The sequence below is a fragment of the Serratia sp. JSRIV002 genome, assembly GCF_019968725.1.
GTDB classification, from domain to species: Bacteria; Pseudomonadota; Gammaproteobacteria; order Enterobacterales; family Enterobacteriaceae; genus Chania; species Chania fonticola_B.
In genome coordinates this window covers 3493937-3515811 of record NZ_CP074143.1, presented here as the reverse complement: position 1 = coordinate 3515811, position 21875 = coordinate 3493937, and the positions used below count along the sequence as shown (strand labels likewise).

Below are 21875 nucleotides of genomic sequence, written 5' to 3'. Positions count from 1 at the left end.
ATAGAGTCATTACAAAAAGCAGGGTGATATAATGTTTAAGCCTAATGACGTTGGTTTATTTTGTTAAATAAGAATGATTCGTCTTCCTGCAAATATAAAGATGAAAATGATTATCATAATAATTTAATGTTAAATTTGGTGCTTTTCATAACTAATTGATTTTATGTGCAAATATTCATTTAAATAAATGAATGTAAATCAAGTGTTTTTATTTTGTGTTAATCAAGGCATAATGCGATCAATTAAGTTTATGACCTGCAAAAATAATAGGGATCCTCATGCTAACGCAAGCAATGACCACGAAACTGAATGAGCAACTGAATCTGGAATTCTATTCCGCCAATTTGTATTTGCAAATGAGCGCCTGGTGCAGTGATAAAGGCTTCGAAGGGGCTGCCGCATTCCTCAAAGAACATTCACGCGAAGAGATGCAGCATATGCAGCGTCTGTTCGATTACCTCAGTGATACCGGGGCATTGCCACTGATTGGCAGCATTTCTGCACCCCCGGTAGAGTTTGAATCACTGGCGGACGTTTTCCAGCAGACTTACGAGCATGAGCAACTGATCACTCGTCAAATCAATGAGCTGGCGCACGTGGCTATGACCACACAAGACTACTCAACCTTCAACTTCCTGCAATGGTACGTTGCCGAACAGCACGAAGAAGAGAAGCTGTTCAAATCCGTTCTGGACAAGTTGGCGCTGGTAGGCAACAGCGGCAAGGCACTGTTCTTCATTGATAAAGATCTGAAGAGAATGGGTGCTGAGGCAGTAAGCGGTAACGGCCAGGCCTGATAACCCGCTTTTGTCATCAATCTGAAAACCGCGTACTTTTCACCGTACGCGGTTTTTTTTGCCCTGCGTTTATCGAACTGCTATAGCGATACGTGCTGCCAGATCGCAAAATATCAGTGATGTGCTCGACTTGCCGATTCACCGTCGTTATGATTTAACGCGATACGCTACCGGGAGGTAGAGAGTTATAACAGTGAGTTACCCACTCCTTCTGCTGTTTACCCGTGGCGCAATCACAGTGGAGGGTTGAGGCTGCGGAAACATCGCTCCGCGTAACCGGTCTTGGCCCTTATCACCTACATAATTGATAAAGGACTCCTCCGTGATCGCTAAAATTCGTTCATCCTATCGCCTGCTTTCCACCATTTTTGTACTGTTTGTCGGCTTGTCTTCTCAGCAGGCGTTGGCGCATGCCCACCTGAAAGTACAGACTCCGGCGGCAGACGCCACCGTCAGCTCTGCGCCAAAAGTGCTGACGCTGAATTTCTCTGAAGGCATTGAGCCTAACTTCAGCGGTGTGAAAGTGACCGGCCCAGATAACGCCGTGGTTAAAACCGGCAAGCTGGATCTGGATCCAAGCAACAACACCCAGATTAACGTACCGATTGAAAGTGAACTGGCTGCGGGGAAATACCAGGTCAGCTGGCACGTGGTTTCCGTTGACGGTCATAAAACCAAAGGTCAGTACAGCTTTACCGTTAACTAAGCTATGACTCTGGCGACCCTGTTTGTGCTGTGTCGCTTTGTGCACTTTACGGCGGTGATGCTGATGTTTGGCGTCAGCCTGTTCACCGCCGTCCTGTCGCCACAGCGCCTCTCCCCGATAATCACCCGCGATTTGCGCCCGCTGCTGCTCGCCTCGACCTGGATCTCCGCATTAACCGCCTTGCTGATGCTGGCCATTCAGGCCGGATTGATGGGCGATGGCTGGGCGGATACCTGGCAATTGAGCATATGGTGGGCGGTGTTGGGCACCACCTTTGGTGAGGCCTGGCGCTGGCATCTGGGTTTTTCCCTGCTGGCCTTGTTAGCCTTGCTGTTGCCTGCGGCAAAGCGGGGGCAAGCGCTAGCGCTGTGCTCGGCACTGCTACTGATCAACATGGCGTTTATCGGCCATGCGGCGATGCATGCGGGCATATTGGGGATTGTACACCGCGTTAACCACGCCTTGCACCTGTTAGCGGCAGGCTACTGGTTCGGCAGCCTATTACCGTTGTTGTTTTGCCTGCGCTACTTGCCACAACCGCAGTGGCGTAGTGATGCTATCGCCACCCTGATCCGTTTCTCCCGCTGGGGCCATGTTGCCGTGGTGCTGGTGATCGTCACGGGTATAATCAACAGCCTGATCATCCTTGGCCGCTGGCCAGTCGATCTCGATTCCGCCTATCAACGCTTGTTGTTAGTTAAAGCCGGGCTGGTGGCATTGATGGTGATGGTGGCATTGGCAAACCGTTACGTTATCGTCCCCGCAATGCGCACCTCCCCCAATCTGGCACAGCGCGGGTTGGTGATCGCCTGTTGGCTTGAGGTGGTGTTGGGCGCAGCGGTGCTGCTGTTGGTGAGTTTATTTGCAACCTATGCACCGGTATGACAATGCGGCTTGCCGGATGCCCCCAAACTGCGGGAAAATCGATTTAAATCGCAACTTAAGGCCAAAAACATGAAATCTGTAATTCTTGGTATTGCGCTGCTGGCAACGGCGTCGAGCGCGCTGGCGGCAGATAAACTGGTTAACGTCACTAAGCTGGAGTACGGCAAACAGTGGGCGTTCACCAAAGAGGAAGTCACGCTGCAATGTCGCAAAGGGGCTGCCTTGTTCGTGCTCAACAACAGCACCCTGATGCAGTATCCGCTCAATGAAGCAGCAGAAGCACAGGTGAAAGCGGGGCAACAGCGTGCTCAATCGCTGGATGTGATCCTGCTGGATGACGCAAACCACCCCGGCCAGAAAATGAGCGTGCAACCTTTCCGCGAAAGAGCAGAAAAATTGTGTGCTGACTAATCAGCTAACCACCCGATACTTATGCAAAAGTTTACGGGTGGTGACGAGATGTACGTAATTAATTTCTGTTTGTAACTATCACTTGTGTGCGCTGGGCTGGCAAAACTGGCACCTTGGACTATTCTTAGAATGCACGGTTGAACAAACCTTGCATAAATGCCAACTTTTAGCGCACGGCTCTCTCCCAAGAGCCCTTTCCCTAGACCGAGTATAGGAATCGTACTCGGTCTTTTTTTATTTTTATGATTTATAAGGGTTTTTAACTGCATCGCGAAAACCGCCACCCCTCACCCCGAACACATCTTAGGCAACATGAACGTTTCCAAAGGGAGAGGGAGCTAGTCCTCAGCTGCGGGCTGGAACTGTATTAACATGTAGCACGTACTGTCCCTGATCTGTAAAGGGAGAGGGCTAGGGTGAGGGGGACGATCATTGATGCTGTATTGACCACAATCCCCTTCAAACCCCCACCCAACACCGCTATACTGTATAAAAAATCAGTATGGAGAGTACGATTGACCAGACGTTCTGCCGCACCAAGGCTTGAGTTTGAAGCAGAAGCTATCTACCAATACCCGGAACACCTACGCCAATGGCTGGAAGGCTTGCCCCCTTTACCTGGGGTGTACCTGTTCCACGGTGAAAGCGAGACCATGCCGCTCTACATCGGTAAGAGCGTGAACCTTCGCAGCCGGGTGCTTTCACATTTGCGCACCCCGGACGAAGCGGCCATGCTGCGCCAGGCGAGGCGTATCACTTTTATCAGAACGGCGGGTGAAGTTGGGGCCTTGTTATTGGAAGCGCAACTGATCAAACAGCAGCAGCCGCTGTTCAATAAACGCCTGCGCCGCAACAAGCAGCTGTGTGCACTGCAACTCAGTGATGATAAACCCACGGTGGTTTATGCCAAAGAGGTTGATTTTGCCCGGCACGCCGGATTGTTTGGGCTGTTCGCCAACCGGCGAGCAGCATTACAGGCGTTGCAGTCTATCGCCGACCAACATCAACTCTGCTATGGGCTGTTAGGACTTGAACCGTTGAGCCGGGGTCGCCCATGTTTTCGCTCGGCACTGAAGCGTTGCGCCGGTGCTTGTTGTGGCAAAGAAAGTTTGGCCGATCATCAGCAGCGTCTGATTTCAGCACTAGAGCAAAGTCGAGTGGTGTGCTGGCCGTGGCGTGGCCCGATCGCCTTGCGAGAGCAGGGGGCTGATATGGCGCAGTACCATATTATTCACCACTGGTTATGGCTGGGTGCAGTAGATAGCCTGGATGAAGCGAGGGAGTTAATGATTGCTGCGCCGGGCTTTGATAGCGATGGCTATAAAATTTTATGCAAACCCGTGATCGGCGGAGAGTACGAGATTATCGATCTCTACGAAAAAACCTGAGTTAACGTCTTCGCACCAGCCAGAAGGACTGCGCGAGTGCCTGCATCAAAGGCGGACGCCAGAACCGATACCAATAGTGGCCGTTGAACGCCCCGAACTACCGCCAGAGCCAGAAACACTGACTGAAGTGCATCCTGCCAGCAGGATGACTAAAAGGGTACCTGCAATAATTTTCATAAAGCCCGCCTGGTTAGCCCTGCAACACATGAATCAACTTAGCATAAAACCAACTCTAAGATGAATCCATATTGCTCGGTAGTCAGGGGAGGGCTAGATTGATCGGGTATCCCCCTCATTGAGGTTAGTTAAAATGCTCAAGCATCGCTGTTCTGCCCTCGCACTTGCGTTGGTCGTGTTCACTTCCTCAGCCTCCGTTATGGCCAATCCAGGGAATGGTAATGGTAATGGTAATGGAGGTGGGCATGGTAATTCCGCTAACCATGGCGACAATCATGGGAAGGGTAATTCAGGCAAAGACCATTCAGACAAAGGCAAAAAAGCCAAGAGCGGTCATGATGATCTGGTTACCGTGGATATCAATTATGACCGTGTCCGGCCCCTGGCGGTAAACTATGGATTAACCGGGTATCAATCTTTACCTCCCGGCATTGCCAAGAACCTGGCACGGGGCAAGCCATTGCCGCCAGGGATCGCCAAGAAAATGGTGCCTGCTTCAATGCTGGGACAACTGCCATCTTATCCTGGCTATGAATGGCGTATCGCCGGGAATGATTTAGTCCTGGTGGCCTTAAGCACGGCTATTGTTGCCTCTGTCATCAATGGGGTATTTGACTAGCTACTGGCCAGCTCTGGGTAATTATTTCAACGATAGTTACCCAATAAATCAATGGTTACATGTCGGCGGCCCCTATCTTAGCCGATGATGAGTATTGGCAGAGAGGCCAACTTTCTTTCCTTACCGATCATAGCCATATCATTCATGGTGAAAATCTCTCTTCCTCCCACCATTCGGCATATCTATACTGTATAAAAACACAGTATAGAGACATGTCCGATGAAACACTTTGTTCCAACACCAACCCCAGAGAAATTGTACCTGCCACTGTTTTCCGATCGGGTGCCTGCTGGCTTCCCAAGCCCGGCGCAGGACTACGTCCATGCCAGGATCGATCTCAACGAATATTGCATCAGCCACCCGAATGCCACTTATTTTCTCTACGCCTCCGGTGAAAGCATGTTGGAGGCGGGCATTACTGATGGCTCGATGCTGGTGGTCGATTGCAGCATTGGGGCCGAACATGGCGATATCGTGATCGCCAGCATTGGCGGGGAGTTCACGGTAAAGCGGTTATGTCTGCGGCCAATCGTGCAGCTCGAACCGATGAACCCCAACTACCAGCCAATCCCGCTACATGATGGCGCTGAAGATTTAGATATCGTCGGCGTCGTGGTGTCGACTATTACGAGGCTGAAGTAATGTACGCGCTGGCCGATGTGAACAACTTTTATGCCAGCTGTGAAATGCTGTGGCGGCCCGATCTGCGTGGCCGCCCGGTGGTGGTGTTATCAAACAATGATGGCTGCGTGGTGGCCCGTAACCAAGAGGCCAAAAAATTGGGGATGGCGATGACCGGGCCGTATTTCAAGGTCAAGCAGCAGTTGGAACGGGCGGGAGGCGTCGCTTTTAGCAGTAACTACGAGCTGTATGCCGATATGTCAGCTCGGGTGATGACGGCATTGGAAGCGTTGGTCCCCCGCGTTGAGATCTATTCTATCGATGAAAGCTTTCTCGATCTCTCCTCGGTGCCTAATTGCGGCAATCTGGAGCTGTTTGGGCGGCAGATCCGGGACAAAGTGCGGAGCGAGACGAGGCTAAAGATCGGGGTCGGGATTGCGCAAACCAAAACGCTGGCCAAGCTGGCAAATTTTGCCGCCAAAAGATGGGTGAAACAAACCAACGGCGTGGTCGACCTTTCCAGCCTGGAGCGGCAGCGTAAGCTGATGAATAAGGTGCCGGTAGAGGAAGTCTGGGGCATTGGGCGGCGGATAGCAAAAAAGCTGAACGCGATGGGCATAGAAAGTGCGCTGCAACTGGCTGATGCCAGTACCACCATGATACGTAAACGCTTCAGTGTGGTGGTCGAACGTACGGTACGGGAACTGTGTGGTGAGCCTTGCCTTGAGCTGGAAGAGTTTGCGCCAACCAAGCAGCAGATTATCAGCAGCCGCAGCTTTGGTGAGCGCATCACCGAGTATGAACATATGCATCAGGCGATTTGTTTATATGCCACACGAGCGGCAGAAAAGCTGAGGGCAGAACGGCAGTATTGTCGGCACGTCAGCGCCTGGATCAAAACCAGCCCGTTCGCCACTCACGAGGCCTATTACGGCAATTCGGCCAGCGTAAAATTGAATACGCCAACGCAAGACACCCGCGATATTATTGCCGCCGCGATGCGCTGTCTGGATGCCATTTGGCAACCCGGTCATCGCTTCGATAAGGGTGGCGTGATGCTGCAGGATTTTTTCAGCCAGGGTGTGGCACAGCTCGACATGTTCGATGAATATCAGCCTCGGCATGGCAGTGAAGAGTTAATGAAGGTGATGGACTCCATCAATAACTCGGGCCGGGCCAAGCTGTGGTTTGCTGGTCAGGGAACGCAGCAGGTGTGGTCGATGAAGCGTGAACTGCTGTCACCGGCTTATACCACCAGGCTGAGTGATTTGCCCCGTGCTCGGGTATACTGAGCGGCGCTTTTCCCTGACCACTACGTCATAATGTGGTGGTTAATGTATTCACAGGTTTGATCCTTTCCCGGACGAAGGGCGGGTCTTGCCTTTTATCTCGGGAACCGCCATTTTCTACAACTATATCGATCCGGTGCTGCATAACTCGACTCAGGATGGCTTTCAGCTCGTGTTCAACGTTGTGGGGCACCAGTTTGAAGGATAGTTGCTGCGTTCGGCCCCTCACACGGTTAAAGATCATATCTACCAAAAATCCCAGCGATTTATCCGTCGGCATCAGCGTCCTGCCATTGACAGCACAACGGTAACAGAAGGAATCCTTATCATTAAGTGGGTAATCTTTAATTAAGCAGAACAAACACTGCGAATTAAATCAGGTGGAACATCAGTTTCACTGTGCTCTCTTATTAGGATAAGGATATTTATCATGAATAATACCGTCAATGGAACCATCAACTTTGCTGGACAAATCGTTGCCCAAACCATGGGGATTGAAGAGGGTGGCATTATTGTACAGCGGCCACGCAATGCAGGCCTCACCGTCAGCGTTAACGGCAGCGAAACGCAAAATGGTTACGTGCAGCTTGGTGCAGTAAGCGAAGTGCAGCTGGCAAATCCTGGCGACAGGGCCATGCCACACCAATTTAACATCCGCGTTGCAGGTATCCCGGAGCAATATACTCACGCCTTGGTGTTTTTTGAGGGGGGTGCCACGGTTGATGCTGCCACCGGCGGCCTGATTAATATGGCGGAAGCGGGTAACGTGCAGATCCAACTGCGTAACCAGCAAGGCGATATTGTCCAGGCAGGGAGTCACTCTCAACTGGTCAGTTCGGCGTTTGTCCCGGTGATGGATGGTGAGGTTTATGCCTCCTTTGCCGCAAACTTCTGCAGTACCGGCCGCGCAACGCCGGGTAATGTGGCGAGCAAGGTTGACTACACGCTCTATTTATTTGAGCTGGCTGCCTGATTGATCAATAGCGATCTCTAACCCACCGCTCGGTGGGTTTTAGTCTGCTGACAACATGCTGCGCCCGTCTGGAAAATCAGCGGATAAGGCAATATCGGATCTGCATTTATTGCCCAGCCAAACCATCAGCTTTCACCCAGCCCGTGGTTTTATCGCCGGTTTTGGGGTGAAGATAACTCACAAACAAAAATCCCTTATAAGCCTGCCCGTGCATGGCGGTCACGCTATCGCCATTGACGACAAATTTCCCACCCTCATCCTGGCAGAGCTTATCCGGCGAGTCGTAAAAATAGAGTTTCTTGTTCTTCACCAGAAACCTCGCCGTAGGCGAGGCCGTTTTGCTTATTGCGGATTCGGCGCTGGCCTGCGCATCGTGGCAAACCTCGTCGAGCGGGGCCAGACGGTCAACGTTGATCCAGCCGGAGGCATTGCCATAACCGACTAACAGATAGCCATTGTTCTCGCCTTCGACGGGTTCAAGCGCGGCATAACCCACCACTTGCACTTTGTCATCCGGGATCACAAATTGAGACTCATTGACGCACTGCTCGGTGGGGGCAACGTGAAAATAAGCCCGTCCTTTACCACGCACCACATATTTAGGGGAATCGGCAATGATTGGGCCTAATTTCATCTGGTCCAAAATGGCCGCGCAGCGCTGCTCCTTCTGTAGGCATTGCTGATATTGTTTGCCGTACTGTGGATTAAAGGTGAGTTGCAGCGGATGCTGTTCGTCGGCGCTGTTATCCAGTAGCTGGCCGGTTTGCGGATCGTACATGACCCAACCAAGATGTCCGGCCCCTGGCGAATCGGGTGAGGTTGACTTGCGGCGGTCGAACAGTTGAATGGCCTGTATGCCGTTGGCCCGTGGTTCAATATTGATTTCCAGCTTGTTCGCTGGCACTTTCTCCGCCCGGATCAGCGCCTGATTGCTGCTGGCTAACAGCTTGATCAACGGAGCCTGACAGTCAAACAGCGAAGCAGGCCGGTCAGGGGTAAAACCTGGGCCCACTGGCGTCACGGCCTGTAGCGCTGTCCAGGGCGCAAGCAGCACTATTCCAACTACGGCTAATGTGGCGAGCTTCTCCATTTCTATCCTATCTACGGTGAGGCAGCATACCTGCCGGCCGCTATCATACCCGGCCAGCAGTGAGTTATGCCACACCGGCTACCCGCAACAGTGCCGTCACTGCCGCCGCAGCCAGCAACACCACGATTAACGGCGTTTTCCGCCAGGCTAATAATGCTCCCACGGCCACACCGCCTAAACGGGCATAACCAGCAAAGTGTTGCCCTTCGAACAGCGTCGCGATCACCGCTACGGCGAGCAGCAACGTGGTGGCAGAGTCGGCGAGCAAGGCCTGAACCCGATCAGAAAAGCTCAGGCTGCGGCCCAGCAGGAAACCGGCAAAGCGAAACGCAAAGGTGCCGCTGGCCAGAAGCAGAATGCCGATGATGAGTGTTTGGTTATCCATTATTTTTCTCGCTTTCTGATCAGTAAACCCAACAGTGAAAACAGCACTGGCATGCCAATCGGTACCAAGGGCACGCTAGCCAGGGCAATCAGGGTGCCGGAGCAGGCGGAAATACAGGTGCGCAGTTTTTTCAGCGAACCGACAATCAAGGCCAGCAAAATGGTGGGGAACACGGCGTCCAGCCCGATGGCATTGATATCGGGAATAAAGCTGCCGATGGTACCGCCAATCAACACGCCCAACGGCCAGCAGGCGGCAATCTCCAGCCCACAGAGCCAGTAGGCCGCCCGTTTTTTGGCCAACGTCGGTTGGGAAATGCCGAACACCACGCTTTCATCATTCATGATATGGCAACCCAATAACTTAAAGCGGCTGCGCTCGATCACCTCTTTCACTGCCATACCGAACGGCAGGTGGCGTGCATTTACCAGCAGCCCGGCTGCCGCCGCAGCGAAGGGGCTACCACCGCTGGCGACGATGCCGATAAACAGAAATTCAGAGGCGCCCGCCAACACCAGCAACGACAGCATCAGCGGGACCCAGAGCTCGAAACCCAGGCCGGTCGCCAGCGAACCATAGGAGATCCCCACGATGCCGTCCGCCAGGCAGACCAGCGCGATCCCTTTGATCACGCCCTTATCGAGCGAGGGGAAAAAGTTTTTAGCCATACTATTTTTCTCACTGCCTTTCTCAAAACGAACGGTTGTTCTATTATAATGAACACTTCAATCTCGATTTACAAGTCGAACGATCGTTCGTTATAAAGTGAGTTACGCGGCCTATGAAACAACCCATCAATATCATTGCGGAAGCTCTGGTGCGCGAACGCCAGCGTACAGGCCTCTCGTTGGCAGAAATTGCTCGCCGGGCAGGAATTGCCAAATCAACGCTGTCTCAACTGGAAGCGGGGAATGGTAATCCGAGCCTGGAAACGTTGTGGGCACTCTGCGTTGCGCTGGATATCCCCTTTGCGCGTTTGATGGAGCCGCAGCAGAGTAAAACGCAGGTGATCCGGCGTGGGGAAGGGGCGGCTGTGGTGTCGGAAGTGGCTAACTATACGGCGGTGCTGTTGGCAACCTGTCCGCCTGGCGCACGGCGAGATATCTATCTGCTGACGACCCAGCCGGGAGCCGACCGTCTTTCTCATCCGCACCCGTTAGGCTCGGTGGAACACATCGTCATCACCCAAGGGCGTGCCTTGGTCGGGCTGGTGGAAGGGCCTGCCGAGCTGAATGCCGGGGATTATATTTGCTACCCAGCCGACCGGCCGCACATCTTCCGCGCCCTGGAGCCGGATACGCTGGCCGTGCTGGTCTCAGAACAAAACTAACATCCCCATCACTCTAACTCTCTCCCAGAAGGGAGAGGGAACCGAATGTTGACTACGGCGTTCTGCCTTATACCTCCAGACTGACTTCCGTTCTTACCTACAACACCGTACCCGCTCCCTCTCCCTTAAACAGCTGTTTATGGGATCCCCCGATTTTACAATGGGAGAGGGCTGGGGTGAGGGGGAGCAGCGGTCACTTTACGTCCATTTGTTAGATCCCTGTCATGTTTTTGTTATTTGCTCATTCCAAAACACACGTTTCGCTTGTTTGGGTTAAAAAATTTCACTAGTCTCATTTTTGAAATAAACGTTTGATATCTGTGTGGGATGTTTAACAGTCACATCAGGAGTTCATTTCAATGCATTGTTTTAATGATTATTTTTAATTATCCCTAAGCATCTCATAACCAGTATTAACTGATGAGATACCGCGCGGAACAGGGTTTTAAGACGATAATAACGAGCGGGTTGTTGTTTGAATGTAAAAAATATTTTTCATTAGTCGTCAAATCAACAGGCCTCTTCATTCTAACAATTAAAGGGTACAGAACATGAAGCTGAAGAAATTGATCGTCACCTCGCTACTGATGTGCATGCTGCCAGCCTCGGTGTTAGCCAAAGATATCAAGATCGGCGTGTCGATGGCCTACTTTGATGACAACTTCCTGACCATCCTGCGCCAATCCATGCAAAACAAAATGAAGCAGGAAGGTAACGTCAGCGGCCAGTTTGAAGATGCCAAAGGCGATATCGCGCAGCAGATCCAGCAGATAGAGAACTTTGTCAGCCAAGGGGTCGACGCTATCATCCTTAACCCGGTAGATACCCAGGGCGTCAAGCCAATGATCAAGCTGGCGGAGAACGCCCATATTCCACTGGTGTTCGTCAACCGTCGGCCAGAGGCCACACTGCCAGCCGGTATGGCCTACGTAGGTTCAGACTCCAAACTGGCGGGCAAGCTGCAGATGGAAGAGCTGGCCAAGCTGATGAACGGCAAGGGCAATGTGATGATCCTGCTCGGCGAGCTTTCCAGTGAAGCCACCCGTGATCGGACTCGCGGCGTTGAGGAAGTGGTGGCCCAGTATCCGAATATTCATATCATCGATAAGCAAACCGCCAAGTTTTTCCGCAAAGAGGCGGTTGATGTGACGACCGACTGGATCCTCTCCGGCCAGCAGATTGATGCCATCGCTTCCAACAACGATGAAATGGCGATCGGTGCCATTCTGGCGCTGAAGCAGGCGAAGAAAACCGGTGTGCTGGTAGCGGGAGTGGACGGTACGCCAGATGCCCTGGAGTTTATCAAGAAGGGAGATTTGAGCCTCAGCATCTTCCAGGATGCCAAAGGTCAGGGGGAGGGCGCCGTGCAAACCGCCATTCAACTGGTCAAGGGTGAGAAGGTTGAAAGCAGCGTCATGATCCCTTACCAACTGATCACCAAAGCCAATTACCAGGACTTTGCCGACAAGAATAAAAAGTAATGACCAACCGGCCCTTTGCCCAACGGTACGGGGCATCGTTCACAGCGATCGGCAGGATAACGGCGGAGGTTATCAGTATGCATCCTTATGTGCTGGAGGCGGAAGGCATCAGCAAGCAGTTCCCGGGCGTTAAGGCGTTGGATAACGTGTCGCTCAAGATCAAACCGGGCAGCGTGCATGCGTTAATGGGGGAAAACGGTGCCGGTAAATCGACGTTGATGAAGTGCTTAATCGGTATTTATCGGCCCGATGCCGGCACCATCAAGGTCAAAGGGCAGCCGGTGACGTTTAACGATACGCAGGCGGCCTTGCACTCGGGCATCTCCATGATCCACCAGGAACTGAACCTGGTGCCGCATATGACGGTGGCAGAAAATATCTGGCTGGGGCGTGAGCCCGCCAAGCTGGGTTTTGTAAACCACGAGGAATTAAACCGTAAAACCCGCGAACTGTTGGCGCATCTCAAGATTAAATTAGATCCGGAAACCCAACTGGGCACGCTGAGCATCGCCAACCAACAGATGGTCGAGATTGCCAAGGCGGTGTCTTATAACGCCGACGTATTGATCATGGATGAGCCGACCTCGGCATTAACGGAAGGGGAAGTGGTGCATCTGTTTGCGATCATTCGTGAACTGAAGCAGCAGGGCAAAGGCATTATCTATATCAGCCACAAAATGGATGAGATCTTTGCCATCACCGACGAAGTCAGCATTTTCCGTGATGGCACCTCGATCGCCAGTGATAAAACCGAAAACCTGACCAAACAGTCGCTGATCACCATGATGGTGGGGCGCGAGCTGACCCAGATGTTCCCCAAGTTTAATAACAATATCGGTGAAGAGGTGTTGCGTGTGGCCGGGTTGCGGCGCAGCGGTTGGTTCCACGATATCTCCTTTGCGGTTAAGCGTGGGGAAATTCTCGGGGTTGCTGGGCTGGTGGGAGCTGGGCGCAGCGAAGTGATGGAGAGCCTGTTTGGCATGCATCCGGCTGAGGGGGGCGAGATTTATATTGAAGGCTTGCCGGTAAAAATAGGTTCCCCCTCCAAAGCCATCGAGCAAGGGCTGGCATTCCTGACCGAAGACCGTAAAAAGTCTGGTCTGTTTCTGGTGCTGTCGGTGGTGGAGAACATGAGTATCGTCAACCTTTCCGCCTATACCAGCAAAAACGGGTTTGTCAGCCAGACGCAAATGGCCAAAGACTGCATGGAGCAAATCAGCAAACTCAATATTAAAACCCCGACGATGGACCAGATTATCAATAACCTCAGCGGCGGCAATCAGCAGAAGGTCTTGATTGCTCGCTGGCTATTGGCGCAGCCGAAGGTCCTGATCCTGGATGAACCCACGCGCGGTATCGACGTGGGGGCCAAGGCAGAAATTTATCGCCTGATCAGCGAATTGGCGCACCGCGGCGTCGCCATTATTTTGGTTTCGTCTGAACTGCCGGAAATACTCGGCATGAGCGATCGCGTCATGGTGATGCACGCCGGACGCATTACGGGGATCCTGGATAAAGATGAAGCAGACCAGGAAAAAATCATGGCGTTGGCCTCGGAATAACGCAAAGGTAAAACACAATGAATAACGTCAAAGTGGAAACTCAGCCAGTCAAAGTCTCGCCGTTTGCCGATTTCAGCGGCAAGTTGCCGAAAGATACCGGCATCTTTATCGTCATGATCGGTATCGCGCTGATTTTTGAAATGCTGGGCTGGTACGTGCGCGATCAGTCATTCCTGCTTAACCCGAACCGCCTGCTGTTGATCGTTTTGCAGGTGGCGATTATCGGCATCATTGCTGTTGGTGTAACTCAGGTCATTATTACCACCGGTATCGATCTCTCATCTGGCTCGTTGATTGCCCTGACGGCGGTGGTGGCGGCCAGCCTGGCGCAAACCTCCGAAAGCATTTCGCCAATGTATCCGGGCCTGCTGGACCTGCCCGCCGCGATCCCCATCGGGGCCGGGATTGGGGTGGGTATTATTTGCGGATTTATCAACGGGTTCTTGATCACTCGCACCGGTATTCCGCCGTTTATCGCCACCTTGGGGATGATGGTTTCTGCCCGTGGTTTGGCGCAGTATTACACCAAAGGTAACCCGGTCAGTTTTCTGTCGGACGGTTTTACCTCGATTGGCCAGGGTGCCATGCCGGTGATTATTTTCCTGGTGGTGGCGGTGATTTTCCATATCGCCCTGAAGCACACCCGTTATGGCAAATACGTGTATGCCATCGGCGGCAATATGACCTCGGCCAGGGTCTCTGGGATCAACGTCAATAAATACCTGGTGACGGTCTACACCATTGCGGGTGGGTTGGCAGGATTAGCGGGCGTGGTGCTGGCGGCACGAGTCAGTAGCGGGCAGTCGAGCATGGGGGTGTCTTATGAGTTGGACGCCATTGCCGCTGCGGTCATCGGTGGCAGTAGCCTGATGGGCGGAGTGGGGCGCATTACCGGCACACTGATCGGCGCGGTGATCCTCGGCCTGATCAAAAGTGGCTTTACCTTTATCGGTGTGGATTCCTACATTCAGGACATTATCAAAGGCATGATCATCGTGGCCGCTGTGGCTATCGATATGCGCCGTAACCGCAAGAAGCTGTGATCCTCGCCTTGGCCGCCGGTGTGGTGACCGGCGGTTTGGCCAGGTGGGCAGGTTTATGCATCGCTGCCATTGATACGTCGGGCCAGTTCGTAACGCGCGCTCCAGTATTGGTTATCCAGGCTGGAAACGGTGACGCCCATACTGGTAGAGGCGTGAACAAACTCACCCTCCCCGATATAAACGCCGACGTGGCGCTGACGGGATGAGGTTTTAAAAAACACCAGATCGCCTGTGTTTAACTCGCTTTTGGCTACGCGCGAGCCCAGTTTCATTTGTTCACCGGTGCTGCGTGGCAAGCTGACGGCAAATTCATCTTGAAATACGCGCTGCATATAGGCTGAACAGTCGATGCCTTTGCGCGAGTTACCCCCGAATTTGTAACGTACTCCTTCCCATCGGTCATAATGCGACAGGATTTTTTTTAGCTCCTGAGTATTATTGTGGCCGGAACTGGCTGAAGCGGAAAAGCTCATGCAAAATGCTGAGCAAGTGAGAAATACAGCAAAAAATTTAAGCATAAAAGATTTCTGAAAGAGCAACTGAACGTCTATCCCTGTAATGGAGTGGCCGGATCGCCTGACTCATTCCTTCTGAGTGGTGGTAATATACACAGCTATTGCTCATAAATAAACCAAAAACAGGCTAATTATTGACCATTTCTATGTGGGTTATCGGCTTGTTACTTTTGATAGCGCACCTCTGGTTGGCTGTGGAAACCCGGGAATGACGGGCAATCAAGGAATTAGCAACCGGTGGCAGATTTTGCCAACCAAAATTGCAACATGTCGCTGCTATCGGTTTATCGGATGGGTATAGAGGTGGGGATCTCAAATTGAGACGAATCATATTGGTAATTTTATCAATTGCACCATTTTCGCTGAGGGGGGAATGTTATTTTTTATCTAATATAATGTTAATTAAATCGAAATAAATTAAGCCTCATCTGTGATGGTTTTCGCATTTAAAACACTCCCCTGCACAATACCACCTGAGAACAGCTCACTCTGCACACAAAATGCATGCCCCAAACTCGTGCCGTACATCCATTATCAGGGGGGTTATCAGGCTGTGCCCTCGAATCGTAGCCATCAGGAATGACAACCTGATCAAGGCCGTACAGGAGTGAGGTTTCATGACCAACTTGAATACTATTTTGCCCGGCGAAAAGGCGCAGACGACTGAAAAACCGATTGATAAAGTTGAAGAGATATTACCCATTGCCCATCTTTTTACCCTGGGGCTTCAGCATGTTCTGGTGATGTATGCGGGGGCGGTTGCCGTCCCATTGATGATCGGCGGCAGCCTGGGGTTGGATAAGCTGCAGATTGCTTATCTGATCAGCTCCGATCTGTTTTGCTGTGGCGTGGTGACGCTATTGCAATGCATCGGGATGGGGCGCTTTGCGGGTATTCGGTTGCCCGTCATCATGTCCGTCACCTTCGCAGCCGTCACGCCGATGTTGGCCATCGGTGCCAACCCCGAAATCGGCCTGACCGGTATCTTTGGTGCCACCATTGCGGCTGGAATTATCACCACGTTGCTGGTGCCGTTGGTAGGCCGTTTGATGCCGCTGTTCCCAACCCTGGTGACGGGGATTGTGATCACCTCTATCGGCCTTAGCATTGTGCGGGTCGGGATAGATTGGGCCGCCGGGGGCAGGGGTAATGCCAACTACGGTAATCCGGCCTATATTGGCGTCTCGCTGCTGGTGCTGATTTTTATTTTGCTAATCACCCGGTTTAGCAAAGGCTTTATCTCAAATATTTCCGTGCTGTTGGGAATTGGCTTCGGTTTTGTGGTGGCGCTGCTGATGGGAGAGGTCAGCTTTTCTGGCCTGGATGATGCCGCCTGGTTTGCCATCGTGCGCCCCTTTGCCTTCGGTTGGCCGACCTTTGATCCGGCTTCGATTATCACCCTGACGATCGTCATGCTGATCGTATTTATTGAATCGATGGGCATGTTTATGGCGCTGGGGGAAATTGTCGGTCGCCCAACCACCAAGCAAGATGTGGTCCGTGGGTTGCGGGTTGATGGCCTGGGAACCATTATCGGCGGTGTTTTCAATACGTTCCCGCATACCTCATTCTCCCAGAATATTGGCTTGGTCAGCGTTACTCAGGTGTCCAGCCGCTGGGTGTGCGTAATGGCAGGTTTGATCCTGGTGCTGTTCGGTCTGATCCCCAAAATGTCTATTCTGGTGGCCTCGATCCCGCAGTTTGTCTTGGGGGGCGCGGGTATCGTGATGTTTGGCATGGTGCTGTCTACCGGCATCAAGATCCTGACCAGGGTCAACTTCAATACCAACCGCTATAACGCCTATATTGTCGCCATCAGCCTGGGGCTTGGCATGATCCCGATCGTAGCGGCTGATTTCTTTACCCAGATGCCAGCGAGCCTGCAACCGTTGCTGCATAGCGGCATTTTGCTCTCTTCAGTGGCGGCGGTGCTGCTGAATCTTTACTTCAATGGCTATCATCCGGAGGAATAATGCTGCCGTTTATTGATGATCTCCGTTAACAGTGGCTTGCCAGCCAGTGGCGATAACAGGTAAAAACACTGTTCGACATAAAAGGAGTAATCAATGCGGATAACCTTGGCCCAATTTACCTGCCGTGAAGGGGACATTGCCCATAACCTGGCCGCCGTGCTGGCGCAGATTGAACGTTGCAGCGGCCAAACCGACCTGTTGGTGTTGCCAGAAACGCAGCTTACCGGCTTTACCCATCCTGACGGTAATACGGACTACGCGCTGCAACTGCAAGGCCCGGAACTCGCGCAAGTGGTGGCGGCAAGCCAGCGTACGGGGATTGCCGTCGCCGTGGGTTTTCTTGAGCAGGATGGCACGCAACTGTTCAACAGCTCGGTGCTGATCACACCGGAGCAGGGCATCTATCTGCATTATCGCAAAAGCCATTTATGGACCAATGAACGCGCCGAAGCGCAAGCGGGCGATCGCCTGGTCTGCGGGCTGTGGCGGGGGCGGCGTATTGGTTTACTGATCTGCTACGACATCGAATTCCCAGAGGCATCACGAGCGTTGGCTCTGATGGGGTGCGATCTGTTGCTGGTTACCGATGGCAATATGGATCCCTATGGTCACGTGCATCGTAACGCTTTGCTGGCTCGCGCTCAGGATAATCAGATGTTTGTGGCGATGGCCAACCGCGCCGGGCATGGATGTGGGATGCAGTTTGCTGGCGAAAGCCTGGTTGTTGATCCCTTGGGGCGTGAGGTGGCCAGACTGGGGCGCGAGCCGGGAATAGTGCAGGCAGAGCTGGATTTCAGCCTGCTGGAAGCGGCTCGCCGCGAATATCGTTATCTGCAAGACCGGCGTTTGGCACTCAGCGGGGAGACGCAGTGGCAGCAGCGGGATGATGAACAACGTTGGTGGCCGCTAATTCCACGTTAACACCGCTTGCTGAAAGGCCAATGGCTTAGGTAAAGTCATAGACAGATTGGTCACTGTAATTGATAGACTTGCAGCACTCTAAGGAGCCGTACCATGCGATACCTTGCCCTGAGTAAAAGAATCTTGCCATTGGCTGCGCTGCTGGTGCTGTCGTTGCCCACAGCCTGGGCAGCACAAAACGCCCCAGCCCCGATCCCATCGGCGTTAATCGGCAACTGGAGCGTGACCAAGATCATTCCCACCCAGACCGTGGGCTGCTGGGATGAAAAGCAGGCACAGCAGTTGGTCGGTAATAGTATCAACTATAAAGCAGACGGCTTTACCTGGCATGAACAGCAACTGATCAATCAGGGGGCGATCACCACCACGGTAGAGGCGCAAGAGTTTGTGGAAGATAACTCGGGCGATAATTGGTACGTCGATTTCCCGATTTTGGGTATCAGTACGCCTTCGGTGCAGCGAGTCATCATTCAGCATCAGGATGTCACCGTACCGGGGATCACCGATCAGGGGACTGAAGGGGTTCCCGGTGATAACGTGTTGGTGAAAGATCGTAATACGTTGCTCTTCTCCCAATGCGGCGTGTGGTTTGAGGCGCAACGGCAGAAAAAATAGCGAGATGTTAGACGGCGGGGGCGCCGCTGCGCCCCTATGTCGTGAAGCTGCTGGGTATCAGTTCGTCGGTTGGCAATCGGGTATTTCAAGTTTGCGTAACAGTGCGGGGATATCGACGGTGTCTATTTTATCGGCTTGCAAATAGCTCTGCGCGTAGTCATACCAAATACCAGACTCCAGGAACAGGATCATCAATTCGCGGTCCAGATGATTTTCATTCGCCATGCTGACCAAGATATTGAGTGCCTCAGATAACAGCTTGCCCGGTTTATAAGGCCGATCGGCGGCCGTCAGGGCTTCAAACACGTCGGCGATCGCCATCATGCGCACCGGAATGCTCATCTGTTGGTGGGTTAACTGGTAAGGGTAGCCTTTACCATCCATGCGTTCATGATGGCCACCGGCAATTACCGCCACGTTGGCCATGGTGCGTGGGAACGGCAGTTTTTCCAACATGATGATAGTCTGCATTATGTGCTCGTTGATTTTATAGCGCTCCTCCTCACTCAGGGTGCCTCTGCGGATACCCAGATTGTAAATCTCCCCGTGGTTATAGAGTAAGGTCGGCTCCTTGAGTTTGAAGTGATAGCTTTCAGGCAGATGGCTTTTCTCGTCGCGGTAGATGATATGTTCTTCTTTATCCGCCAGTAGTGGTTCCTGAGTAGGTAAGGGGACGGCAGGGCGGCGGTTTTTGCGCGCCAATTCTTCCCGTGCCACGCCTGCGGTATCATCCAGAGTGCGGGTCCATTGATATTGTGCGATTTGTTGAATGCGTGCGAGCGCGCTGTCAGACAGGAATTCGCCACCGATATTACACTGGGCAATAAAATAGAAATCTTCATCCAACTGCTGCAGCTCATCGCGTAGCCATTGTTCTTCCTGCTCGGTAGCGGCGATCGTAGCGTGCTTGCGCAGGAAGCTAACCTCTTTATCCCGCTTCAGCACCTCAAAGCGCATCCGCACCTCGTGAATACGGTCGTAAATCATCTCCAGCTTGGTGGCTTTATCCACTATGGCCTCCGGCGTAGTGATTTTCCCGCAGTCGTGCAGCCAGCAGGCGGTGTGCAGTTCCTCCCACTCATTGGCGGAAAGGGTAAAATCGGCGAACGGCCCTTGTTTGGCCTCAACCGCTGCCTTGGCCAGCATCTTGGTAATGACCGGTACGCGCTGGCAATGGCCGCCGGTATAGGCGCTCTTGGCGTCGATCGCTCCGGCGATTAACTGAATAAAGGCTCCCATCAGATGCTTTTGCTCTTGCAGCAGATATTGCGTCTCTATTGCTACCGATAAGCTGCCCACCAGAGCATTAATCAGTTGTACTTTGGCTTGCCCATGTTCCGGACCAGCTTCGGCAGGATTAAGCAGCAGTAAGAACCCCATCAGTTCCCGATCATGCGTTTGCATCGGGACAGCCACATAGTGCAGCGGCAAATGGGAACCAAAGATGGTGTGCAGTTGGCTGGGGATATTCTCGTTGGTAAAGACTCCGGCAACGGTTTTACCCTCCAGGATCTGCCAAAACGCGCTGAAATGTTGTGGATCAAACTGCAACGATGCCACCTCCGAACTGGCCACCTCTTTTCCAGCCCAGTTGCAGGCTATGGGTGAAAAGCAGCCGGGCGTTTTGTCTGACAGGAAAATAATGCCGCCGCTCATGTTCGCGATTTTGCTGGTTTCATTGAGCAAGCCCTGCATCTGCTGCGGGAAATTATCCTTGGCGGATAACAGGCTGCCCATCGAGATAAACTGCTTGAGCGTCAGCTTCATTTTGGACATGGCTTTGTGCAGGTCGTCCACTTCTTCAATCACCGAGCGTTCCTCCGCCCGCTCATCAAAATGCAGATTGCTGATGGCGTCGGCATCCTGGCGCAGGCGGATCAGCGGCCGGGAAATACGTAGGGAGAAATACCAGACCAGCGGCAGGCCGAGCAGCAGCAACGCAAAGGCGATCAGGGTCGAGCGGTTGCGGATGGCGTTGGCATCAGCGGTCAGATAGGCCGAGGGCGTGGCAATCACCAACTGGTAGCCTTGGCTTTGCCCCTTAAGCTCCACAACGGCTCCAAACCAGCTCTGCCCTTGTGCCGTAAATAGGCCGCTTGCGCCGTGATGGGGATCTAGCAACGCTTGCAGTACCGGGATGTGCGCAATGCTGTTGAGTCCATCCTGGCTTTTGGTGTTCTGTGCAGGCAGGCTGGCGATAGCTTCATTGGCAGAGTTAATGATCGCCGCCTGGCTATCCGGCGGTAGGCTTTGTTGAAGAAACAGCGAAAGTGAAGCCAGTGAAACGTCCAAACCGATCACGGCATGGCCATCTGGAGCCTGGATGCTGTAGGTGAAGCCGGTCTCACCGGTGCCTTTGAAGGTATAGAGCGGGGAGGTAATCAGTTGCTGAGTTTTTACTGCCAACTGATACCAGGTACGCTCCCGGGGATCATAATTATTATACGGCACGGTTTTTACCGCCATAACCTGCTGTTTACCGTCCAAAAAGATATTCTGAGCCTGGGGCGAGGTCTCTAAAAAGCGGTAGCTTTGCGCCAGCCATTCGGCATCTTCCGGCGCAGTAAATAAAGCTCGGTTGGCTGGGGTGAGGCGGCGTAGTATAAAGAAATCGCCGTTGGGGTAAGCGCTGTATACCGCATTGGCATAATCATTTTGCTTGAGTATCTCGATCAGCGGGCCGATAAATGCCATGCGTTGCTCGAGGGTGGTGGCTTCTGTTATTGGCATACGTGCCAACATCTTCGCCGACATTTTCATGCTGCGGGTCACGGAGTCCAGCTCCGCAGCAATGGCTTCGCCGGTTTTTTGATACTGCCGGTTGGTGCTGGCCTCGGTCAGTTTGCTGAGTTGGCTGTGGCTAAAAAGCACGATTACGCTGCCGATGGAGACAATCAGCAAGGTAAACAGCGCGGCAATCTGGATATGTAGCGGATAGCGGCTTCTTAAACCTGTGATCTTTCCTGCCATAGTGTCCACCTTGGATGCCAATTTTTAGCTTTTTTAAATTATAGACGAAGCAGGGGGGATCTGATTGGTGGCGTAGTAAGGCTATTGAGTTGAATTTAAGGTGAAATTTTTTGTTTCGTAGCTA

At 52.6% G+C, this 21875-nt stretch carries 20 protein-coding genes and 1 pseudogene; 16 read left to right on the top strand and 5 right to left on the bottom strand.

Annotated elements, in window-relative coordinates; translation table 11 throughout:
• The first annotated feature begins 278 nt into the window (after positions 1 to 278).
• From ftnA to KGP26_RS16475, 9 genes are all read left to right on the top strand, one after another.
• Positions 279 to 797, top strand: a complete 519-nt coding sequence (gene ftnA, locus KGP26_RS16515) for a non-heme ferritin (RefSeq protein ID WP_021806759.1) — start codon at positions 279 to 281, stop codon at positions 795 to 797.
• A gap of 322 nt (positions 798 to 1119) precedes the next feature.
• The gene (gene yobA / locus KGP26_RS16510) at positions 1120 to 1503 is read left to right on the top strand and encodes a CopC domain-containing protein YobA (protein ID WP_024485865.1); all 384 of its coding nucleotides are present in this window, start codon (positions 1120 to 1122) and stop codon (positions 1501 to 1503) included.
• Between the two features lie 3 nt (positions 1504 to 1506).
• Positions 1507 to 2388, top strand: coding sequence for a copper homeostasis membrane protein CopD (copD, locus tag KGP26_RS16505; protein ID WP_218519230.1), 882 nt, complete (start codon positions 1507 to 1509; stop codon positions 2386 to 2388).
• Positions 2389 to 2457: 69 nt separating this feature from the next.
• Positions 2458 to 2799 (top strand): YebY family protein, encoded by a 342-nt coding sequence (locus tag KGP26_RS16500; RefSeq protein ID WP_021806756.1) that lies wholly within the window; start codon positions 2458 to 2460, stop codon positions 2797 to 2799.
• Positions 2800 to 3314: 515 nt separating this feature from the next.
• Complete coding sequence (gene cho / locus KGP26_RS16495; RefSeq protein WP_223535717.1) at positions 3315 to 4187, top strand: excinuclease Cho; 873 nt, start codon at positions 3315 to 3317, stop codon at positions 4185 to 4187.
• Between the two features lie 310 nt (positions 4188 to 4497).
• The gene (locus KGP26_RS16490) at positions 4498 to 4983 is read left to right on the top strand and encodes an anti-virulence regulator CigR family protein (protein WP_223499939.1); all 486 of its coding nucleotides are present in this window, start codon (positions 4498 to 4500) and stop codon (positions 4981 to 4983) included.
• 219 nt (positions 4984 to 5202) lie between these two features.
• Positions 5203 to 5625: a translesion error-prone DNA polymerase V autoproteolytic subunit gene (gene umuD, locus KGP26_RS16485; RefSeq protein WP_021806749.1), complete on the top strand. Its 423-nt coding sequence runs from the start codon at positions 5203 to 5205 to the stop codon at positions 5623 to 5625.
• The gene (gene umuC, locus KGP26_RS16480) at positions 5625 to 6896 is read left to right on the top strand and encodes a translesion error-prone DNA polymerase V subunit UmuC (RefSeq protein ID WP_021806748.1); all 1272 of its coding nucleotides are present in this window, start codon (positions 5625 to 5627) and stop codon (positions 6894 to 6896) included. Before umuD ends, umuC begins: the two co-directional genes overlap by 1 nt.
• A 427-nt stretch (positions 6897 to 7323) precedes the next feature.
• On the top strand, positions 7324 to 7866 hold the full coding sequence (locus KGP26_RS16475) for a fimbrial protein (RefSeq protein WP_059201044.1): 543 nt from the start codon (positions 7324 to 7326) through the stop codon (positions 7864 to 7866).
• 106 nt (positions 7867 to 7972) lie between these two features.
• Here the strand turns inward: KGP26_RS16475 and KGP26_RS16470 are convergent, their stop codons facing one another.
• The 3 genes from KGP26_RS16470 to KGP26_RS16460 all read right to left on the bottom strand — a co-directional run bounded on the left by KGP26_RS16470 (position 7973) and on the right by KGP26_RS16460 (position 10009).
• Complete coding sequence (locus KGP26_RS16470; protein WP_223497824.1) at positions 7973 to 8956, bottom strand: hypothetical protein; 984 nt, start codon at positions 8954 to 8956, stop codon at positions 7973 to 7975.
• Positions 8957 to 9020: 64 nt separating this feature from the next.
• Positions 9021 to 9341, bottom strand: a complete 321-nt coding sequence (locus KGP26_RS16465; protein ID WP_021806744.1) for an AzlD domain-containing protein — start codon at positions 9339 to 9341, stop codon at positions 9021 to 9023.
• Complete coding sequence (locus KGP26_RS16460) at positions 9341 to 10009, bottom strand: AzlC family ABC transporter permease (protein ID WP_223499937.1); 669 nt, start codon at positions 10007 to 10009, stop codon at positions 9341 to 9343. The genes KGP26_RS16465 and KGP26_RS16460 overlap by 1 nt, the downstream gene beginning before the upstream one ends.
• A 113-nt stretch (positions 10010 to 10122) precedes the next feature.
• On the opposite strand from KGP26_RS16460, the gene KGP26_RS16455 reads away from it, so the two are divergent.
• The 4 genes from KGP26_RS16455 to KGP26_RS16440 all read left to right on the top strand — a co-directional run bounded on the left by KGP26_RS16455 (position 10123) and on the right by KGP26_RS16440 (position 14757).
• Positions 10123 to 10671 carry a helix-turn-helix domain-containing protein gene (locus KGP26_RS16455; RefSeq protein ID WP_223499936.1) on the top strand — a complete coding sequence of 183 codons (549 nt, stop codon included), beginning with the start codon at positions 10123 to 10125 and terminating at the stop codon, positions 10669 to 10671.
• A gap of 551 nt (positions 10672 to 11222) precedes the next feature.
• Positions 11223 to 12152 (top strand): sugar ABC transporter substrate-binding protein, encoded by a 930-nt coding sequence (locus KGP26_RS16450; protein WP_021181075.1) that lies wholly within the window; start codon positions 11223 to 11225, stop codon positions 12150 to 12152.
• Between the two features lie 77 nt (positions 12153 to 12229).
• Positions 12230 to 13714: a sugar ABC transporter ATP-binding protein gene (locus KGP26_RS16445; protein WP_218520381.1), complete on the top strand. Its 1485-nt coding sequence runs from the start codon at positions 12230 to 12232 to the stop codon at positions 13712 to 13714.
• A 17-nt stretch (positions 13715 to 13731) separates the two neighbouring features.
• Complete coding sequence (locus KGP26_RS16440; RefSeq protein ID WP_071683305.1) at positions 13732 to 14757, top strand: ABC transporter permease; 1026 nt, start codon at positions 13732 to 13734, stop codon at positions 14755 to 14757.
• A 53-nt stretch (positions 14758 to 14810) separates the two neighbouring features.
• On the opposite strand, the gene KGP26_RS16435 is transcribed toward KGP26_RS16440, so the two are convergent.
• Positions 14811 to 15230, bottom strand: coding sequence for an NlpC/P60 family protein (locus KGP26_RS16435; protein WP_021806740.1), 420 nt, complete (start codon positions 15228 to 15230; stop codon positions 14811 to 14813).
• Positions 15231 to 15889: 659 nt separating this feature from the next.
• Between KGP26_RS16435 and KGP26_RS16430 the strand changes: the two are divergent.
• From KGP26_RS16430 to KGP26_RS16420, 3 genes and pseudogenes are all read left to right on the top strand, one after another.
• A pseudogene (locus KGP26_RS16430) lies at positions 15890 to 17230 on the top strand (nucleobase:cation symporter-2 family protein); the annotation flags it as partial.
• 108 nt (positions 17231 to 17338) lie between these two features.
• On the top strand, positions 17339 to 18166 hold the full coding sequence (locus KGP26_RS16425; RefSeq protein ID WP_021806738.1) for a carbon-nitrogen hydrolase family protein: 828 nt from the start codon (positions 17339 to 17341) through the stop codon (positions 18164 to 18166).
• Positions 18167 to 18259: 93 nt separating this feature from the next.
• On the top strand, positions 18260 to 18781 hold the full coding sequence (locus KGP26_RS16420) for a hypothetical protein (RefSeq protein ID WP_021806737.1): 522 nt from the start codon (positions 18260 to 18262) through the stop codon (positions 18779 to 18781).
• Positions 18782 to 18838: 57 nt separating this feature from the next.
• Here KGP26_RS16420 and KGP26_RS16415 read toward each other — a convergent pair whose 3' ends face one another.
• Positions 18839 to 21751 (bottom strand): HD domain-containing phosphohydrolase, encoded by a 2913-nt coding sequence (locus KGP26_RS16415; protein ID WP_223664296.1) that lies wholly within the window; start codon positions 21749 to 21751, stop codon positions 18839 to 18841.
• Positions 21752 to 21875 lie beyond the last annotated feature (124 nt).